Origin of the sequence: Terriglobus sp. YAF25 (assembly GCF_052113305.1) — a bacterium.
Taxonomy (GTDB): Bacteria; Acidobacteriota; Terriglobia; order Terriglobales; family Acidobacteriaceae; genus Terriglobus.
Window position 1 is genome coordinate 1 of the sequence record NZ_JBFRCY010000570.1, and the last position, 4,045, is coordinate 4,045.

Consider the following 4,045-nt stretch of genomic DNA (forward strand, 5'->3'; position numbering starts at 1 on the left):
GCTTAGTGATGTCTTCGAAACGGAGAGCTCCCTTTATCTGCAGTCTGCGCCGCAGTTCTACCGCAACCTCTCTGTTCATCGAGCGTCTCCCTTCATCATCCTTCGGAAGAATCGACGTCCTCTTGCTCGCTCTCTAGGAGGGCCTTGTCCGCCGCCGATAGTTCCTTTTTGTTACGAAAGGCAAACTGAGGTTGGCGAGCCTGGGTCGGCAAGACGTTGCGCACAAGTTCCGAAGACTTAGCCTTTGCCGTATCGAGAAAACTASCAACCAGATCCTCTGCCGATCTAATTACGGCCTTTGCCTTATCCGTCGCGTTCGGAGGCCGGAGCGCTCGTAATGTCTTCTCTAGATCTTCTGGAACGGCTTTGTCCAACGTTCGGTAATGATGATTCGCGTAATCGAAGAGCTGTTTATGGACGTCGGCCTGCAACTTCGCGGGATCGATTCCGCAGGCAGCCAGCTCTTCGTCAAGCTCAGCATCTGTGAGGTCTGCCTCGCGTCCGAATAGCGCTTCTAAACTTTCCTCCAACGATTTCGCGGACTGATTCTCCTCGTTCTTTTTCTTCATACTTGGCTCCTGCGGCGCGATTCAGTAAAGCCATGCTTTCCAAGTCGCCGGGCTAACTTTTTCCTGCGGTTGTATATGTCGGTCACCGGGACATCCAATAGCGAGGCGATATCGCCAGCAGCCGGGATGCCGTCTTCGAACATCTCGATCGCATCGACGTAGTCTTTCAAATCCTTGTCGTCCGCCGTGGATTGATCGAGCGCCTTACGGAAGGTGTCGTCTCGCAGAAGCGATCGGATGTCGAACAGGTTCTCCGCCTTTGATTGGAGCGATGGGTCTCCGGGAAATTCGTCGGGGGGGAGCATTTTGCCGGCCCGGTTCGCCTTCACTTCACTTTTCCGCAGGGCGCTGATGATCGCGTTCGTCATGACCTTTGTCAGGAAGGCATCCAGTTTCTCCGTCGTCCCCGTGAACTGAAGCTGGTTCGTGCCCCAACGGATGAGCGTCTCTGCGGCATAGTCGGCTGGCGACTTGCCTGCCGCGAGAATCCAGTCCTCACCTTTCGATGCGGCGATCTTGAGGACGCGGCAGGCACGCACCGTGAGCATTTTGAGCAGCCTTCGGTATTCCGCATCGTTCATGGACGGCCTCGTTCACCCCTCTCTATCTATTAAAGCGCCGGCACCGGATTTTTTTTCCATGCCGTGGCGAAAAAAGAGGGGAGGTGCGCTTAACCCAGTGAGAGCGGCTGCGACCGGCACCGAAAGCCCGCAAGCCGCATAGACGGAGAAAACATACATGAACCGTGAAGAACTGAACCAGGAGCTGGGTGTAGTTGAACAGGCAGTCGCCATTGAGGCGGTGGAATTGGCTGCGATTGAAGTTGAACTTGCGGATATTGAGCATTGCTGCCACTATGGCCAGCCGGTGCCCCCTGCCCGCGCTTACCGCATCAAGGTGGACGACAAATACCACGAGTGGCCCAAGGCCCACATCACCGGCAACCAGTTGCTCCACTTGGCCGGGCGCGACGGACAGCTCGTATTCGAGGTCTTCGAGAACTTCCGCCATGGAGAGCCAGAGCTGATTTCCCCCCATGCCGAAGCGAACCTTCGCAAGCACGGCGTCGAGAAGTTCACCACGTCTCCCAAGATTGTGCAGGTGACCATCGACGGCAAGCACAAGCCGATTCAGGCCGGGACGTACACCGTTGCTGAGCTGAAGCGAGTTCTTGGGGTCGATCCGTCCCGCGTTCTGGACGAGGTCATCTGCGGCGAATTCAAGGAACTCCCCGAGAGCGGCACAGTCCACATTAAGGGCGGTGAGGTGTTTGTCAGCCATGTGCGCCAGGGGCAGTCGTCCTAATGGTTGCCACCGAGCATCTCGACGAACTGCGGGCTGTCTTTGGTGACGTGACGGAGAAGGCGGAAGGCGGAGTGGATTTCGTCTTCCTTCCTCGCCTCGTACTCCCCGAAGGCTGCACACCACGCGAAATGAGGGCTGTCCTTTGCCTTGGCCAGCATGGAGGCTACACCACCCGTCTTTTCCTTCAGCAGGCCGTGGTCGGTCGGGGTGCGAACTGGAGCTCCCACGTTGTGCTAGGCAGCCAGTGGTGGACATGGTCATGGAACCAGGTGCCCGCCAACCTGCGCCCAGCGGAGATCCTCGCCGAGCACCTCCGGGGGCTCCGATGAGAGCGATCCTAAAGGTGACTTCGACTCTCTACAATGATCTGGTACGGCGCCTGCGAGAGCCGCACGACTTCGCAGCGGAGCGGGTCGCCTTCCTGAAGTGCCGCCCGGCGTTATCGGCCACGTCACTGCTCCTGCTCGCGGGAGGAGTCCATCATGTGGAAGATGGGGACTACGTGGACGATCCATCTGCGGGTGCGACCATCGGTCGCTCGGCTCTTCGCAAAGCGTTGCAGACCGCCTATATGGAGACCGTCTCGATGGTCCACGTTCATCTCCACGAGCATCGTGGCCGGCCAGGATTCAGCAGAACGGACCTCCGGGAGAACGCCCTGTTCGTGCCGGATTTCTGGAATGTTCAGCCCAGCCTTCCTCATGGGGCGGTTGTATTCAGCTTTGATTCAGCAGTCGGTCAATGCTGGATTCCCGGCTTCTCTTCGCCGTCCGGCGTCGAGGTTGCCATTGTGGGAAGCCCAATTCGCTGCACATGGAAGGTGACGGATGACTACTAGATTGAATCTGCAGCGCCAGTCGTTCCTCGGGGCGCACTCTGATACCGTGTTGGCTCGCTCCAGGGCTGCGCTCATAGGTTTGGGCGGCGGCGGTTCTCACATTGCGCAGCAGCTGGCCCATATAGGACTGGGTCACTTCTTGGTGATAGACCCCGACTTCATCGAAGATACGAACCTCAACCGGCTCGTTGGCGGCACTCAGGAGGACGTGAGACTGGGTACTGCTAAGGTCGACATCGCGGAACGTGTCATCAAATCCGTCAATCCCGTCGCCGAAGTCGTCAAGCGGTTGGCGAGTTGGGCCGAGGTCACGGCGGAGCTTCGCGACGTCGATGTCATTTTCTCGTGCGTCGACTCGATCGGCTGCCGCAGTGAACTGGACGACGCCATTACTACTGGAATATGATGGTGACCTGCAGACAGTAATGCCCAGCAACAAGCTCGCGTACCTGCCCGCCCACTGTAAGCACTTTGACTCTGCGCATGGGCTCGGAGACCCATTTTGGACCGCCAACGTCCTTGTGACTGTCGAATAGCGGTTTCGTAACAAGGCGCCTTTCCCCTTCCTGTGTACACTTCCTTCTCGCAGCCTGCGGCTCATTCAGACGACGAGATACGTGTTTACCGGAGCAATCGCTCGGAAGAGGAGTTGCAGAGGAGCCGTTTAGAATGAGTGAGATATCCTCTGAGATGCGACGCGGGTTCTGGTGAATTCCGCTGTCACGATAGGCTGTTGACAGACACGGTATCGAGGAATTGCGATGAAYTGGACAACTTTGCTCAATCCGAACCGCCGCCGCCAAACAACGAGTGGCGGAGATCACAGAACACAGTTTGAGCGCGATTTTGATCGTTCAATATTCTCAACACCCGTAAAGCGACTGCAGGATAAGGCACAGGTGTTTCCACTTGAACCGCACGACGCCGTCCGTACGCGCCTTACTCATTCGCTCGAAGTATCTTGCGTCGCACGGGGGTTGGCGACTGCGATGTCCGAGTGGCTCATACAGCAGGGGGAAATTGAAAAGGGTGCTGATAGATATATCGAGGCAATCGCTGCGACATGTGGGCTTATCCATGATCTCGGAAACCCGCCTTTCGGTCATTCAGGTGAGGATGCCATCCGTTCATGGTTTCAGCGGGAAGACCACGCAAACGATCTCAAGAAAGGCCTCAGCAGTGAGCAACAGATCCAAGACTTTCTAAGATTTGAAGGAAACGCACAGTCCCTTAGACTCGTTGCAACGTTGCAGGTGCTAGCTGACCGTACGGGATTGAATCTTACATTCGGAACCCTGTCGGCTTTGAGGAAGTACGTTTCGCCGTCTAATGA

Annotated in this window: 7 protein-coding genes; 4 read left to right on the forward strand and 3 right to left on the reverse strand. The window is 56.9% G+C overall.

All coding sequences use genetic code 11. The features are described from left to right. Positions 1–95: 95 nt before the first annotated feature. Complete coding sequence (locus AB4043_RS20245; protein ID WP_442307910.1) at positions 96–569, reverse strand: hypothetical protein; 474 nt, start codon at positions 567–569, stop codon at positions 96–98. Further along, positions 566–1,150, reverse strand: coding sequence for a hypothetical protein (locus AB4043_RS20250; protein WP_442301093.1), 585 nt, complete (start codon positions 1,148–1,150; stop codon positions 566–568). Before AB4043_RS20250 ends, AB4043_RS20245 begins: the two co-directional genes overlap by 4 nt. A 157-nt stretch (positions 1,151–1,307) precedes the next feature. On the opposite strand from AB4043_RS20250, the gene AB4043_RS20255 reads away from it, so the two are divergent. Continuing rightward, a complete protein-coding gene (locus AB4043_RS20255) occupies positions 1,308–1,874 on the forward strand; it encodes a multiubiquitin domain-containing protein (protein WP_442301094.1) in 567 nt (188 codons plus the stop codon). Here AB4043_RS20255 and AB4043_RS20260 read toward each other — a convergent pair. Continuing rightward, a complete protein-coding gene (locus AB4043_RS20260) occupies positions 1,871–2,101 on the reverse strand; it encodes a hypothetical protein (protein WP_442301095.1) in 231 nt (76 codons plus the stop codon). The two genes, AB4043_RS20255 and AB4043_RS20260, sit on opposite strands and share 4 nt — an antisense overlap. Positions 2,102–2,199: 98 nt before the next feature. Between AB4043_RS20260 and AB4043_RS20265 the strand changes: the two genes are divergently transcribed. The 3 genes from AB4043_RS20265 to dgt all read left to right on the forward strand — a co-directional run. Next, positions 2,200–2,712 (forward strand): hypothetical protein, encoded by a 513-nt coding sequence (locus AB4043_RS20265; RefSeq protein ID WP_442301096.1) that lies wholly within the window; start codon positions 2,200–2,202, stop codon positions 2,710–2,712. Continuing rightward, a complete protein-coding gene (locus AB4043_RS20270) occupies positions 2,702–3,118 on the forward strand; it encodes a ThiF family adenylyltransferase (RefSeq protein ID WP_442307911.1) in 417 nt (138 codons plus the stop codon). Before AB4043_RS20265 ends, AB4043_RS20270 begins: the two co-directional genes overlap by 11 nt. 355 nt (positions 3,119–3,473) lie before the next feature. Next, positions 3,474–4,045: dGTP triphosphohydrolase (dgt, locus tag AB4043_RS20275; protein WP_442307912.1), on the forward strand; the 572-nt coding region annotated here is incomplete at its 3' end.